Annotated in this window: 3 protein-coding genes; all 3 read left to right on the plus strand. The window is 29.3% G+C overall.

What is annotated here, in order from left to right; all coding sequences use genetic code 11:
* Window positions 1-127 precede the first annotated feature (127 nt).
* Entirely contained in the window at window positions 128-277 is a 150-nt protein-coding gene (locus AB1349_13700) for a hypothetical protein (GenBank protein MEW6558380.1), read from the plus strand.
* A gap of 81 nt (window positions 278-358) precedes the next feature.
* Window positions 359-952: an IS607 family transposase gene (locus AB1349_13705; protein ID MEW6558381.1), complete on the plus strand. Its 594-nt coding sequence runs from the start codon at window positions 359-361 to the stop codon at window positions 950-952.
* Window positions 953-1104: 152 nt separating this feature from the next.
* On the plus strand, window positions 1105-2389 hold a 1285-nt coding region (locus AB1349_13710), incomplete at its 3' end, for a transposase (GenBank protein MEW6558382.1).

Consider the following 2389-nt stretch of genomic DNA (forward strand, 5'->3'; position numbering starts at 1 on the left):
GTGAATATACGCAGCTACTGGGGGGTGTATAAGAAAGCATTATAGAAATTTATTCTTTATTAAGTTAAATGTTATGTTATAAGAAAAGGGTGATATAATAAAAGAAATACAGAACGAACAGATAGATATGAAAAAACTTATTTCCATTCTCTCTAAAAACTATATAGCTTTATGCAAATCTACAGAAGAATTGCAAAAAACACGGACTGATGATTTGAAGAAATTTGATGCTTTTCAGGAAGCCTTAAAAAAATATGACTATGAAATAAATGAATAATAATTAAAACAATTCAAATTTTTGTTAAAAACTATTTACAACATGAAAATATTCACTATAATAGTATTGAGGTGAATAAAGTTGAAAGCCCACGAAGTTTTAAAATTATTAAGAATATCAAGACCAACATTAACGAAGTATGTCAAAAGCGGATTAATTAAAATAAGAGTTCTTCCAAATGGCTTTTATGATTACGATAAAGAAAGTGTCTATAAATTTTTAACAAAAGACATTAATAGACAAAATTACCTCTATGCCCGTGTATCTACGTCAAAACAGAAGAAAGATTTAGAAAATCAAATAGAGTTGTTAAAACAGTATTGTTTTTCAAGTGGAATACAAATTCATGGTATTTATTCGGACATAGCCAGTGGAATTTCTTTTGAGAAAAGGAAAGGTTTTTTTGAGTTACTGGATGAAGTTACAAATAACAAAGTAAATAAAGTTATTATTACATATAAAGACAGATTAAGTCGTGTAGGATTTGAATTATTTAAATACTGGTTTGATAAATATAATACGGAAATACATGTAATATCAGAAGTTGGAAATAAGAAATTAGACAGTCAGGAAATATTTGAAGAGATAGTAAGTTTGTTACACTCCTATTCAATGAAATTATATAGTTCAAGAAAAGCCAGGAAAATAAAGGAATTAATAGAAGAAGAGGAATAGTTATGCTGGTTCCGGGCCATTCCCAATTTGTCGAAGCTAACATAGAAGCCTTACAGAACAATGAAAAGCTTCATTCAAGTTTTTCAGGGCAACTTTTCTATGTTAAAGGGCAAAAATCAAGTACAATAAAAGTTTTAACTACTATAGAACATATGTTAGGTATATATTTCTCTGCATTCTGGGAATGCACCCTGTTAGCTCCAAGAGTAGAACGTCACATAATTAAAGCATCTCATTATTTATATGAGTATTGTGACCATATTTGTTTTAAGTCAAAGAATTTATATAATTACTCCAATTATCTGACGAGACAGGAATTTATCAATAATGGCAGGTGGTTAAGGTTTTATGATCTGGATAAAAAGTTAAAATCGGAAAACCAGTTAGATTATCGTTCACTACCTGCCCAGAGTTCTCAACAGGTTTTACGATTACAGGAAAAGAACTGGAAATCTTTCTTTAATTCTGTGAGAGACTGGAAAAATAATCCTTCTAAATATACAGGACGACCCAGATTACCAAAATATAAGAAAAAAAATGGCAGATTTATTACAATATTTACCAATCAGCAGTGTAAGCTCAGAGAAGGCTTTATTCTACTCCCCGGAGGAAAGAAACTTCAGACTAAAATCACATCAAATCCACAGCAGGTCAGGATTATACCTAAAGGAACCTGTTATTATATTGAAGTGGTTTATAAAATCAATGTACCCCATAAAAGCATTAAGGAACCGGATAAAATTATTTCCATTGATTTAGGAGTTGATAATCTTGCAACTATAGTAAATAATATTGGCCTTACACCAATTATTATTAACGGCAGGATATTAAAATCCGTAAATCAATTTTATAATAAGAAAAGGTCTCTATTTATGTCTTATATCAAAGATAAAGGTATGAGTAAAAAATTACAGAAACTGCATTTAAAACGTAATTGTAAAGTGGAGGATTATATTCATAAGAGCAGCAGATATATTATAAATTACTGTTTGGAGAATAAGATTGATACTATAATTATCGGGAATAATAAAGACTGGAAAAGAGAAATTGATACGGGAAAAGTAAACAATCAGAAATTTGTTTCTATTCCCTTTAAAACCTTTATAAGACAGATTAAATATAAAGCAGAGGCTTATGATTTAAATGTAATTATTACAGAAGAAAGTTACACATCAAAAGCCAGTTTTCTTGATAAAGACCCTGTTCCTGTTTATAGTAAAAATAGTGATAACAAATATACCTTTTCTGGTAAAAGAATTAAAAGAGGTCTATATAAATCCGGAGATGGTATATTAATAAATGCTGATTGTAATGGGGCATATAATGTTTTAAAAAAAGTAATCTTCAAATCATCATTAGAAGAGAAGATAGAGGGTGTAGGGTTACATCCGGTAAGAATTAATCCATCATATCGGGATTCTTATAAAGGAGTTTTAT

Source organism: Elusimicrobiota bacterium, assembly GCA_040757695.1.
Lineage (GTDB): Bacteria > Elusimicrobiota > UBA8919 > UBA8919 > UBA8919 > JBFLWK01.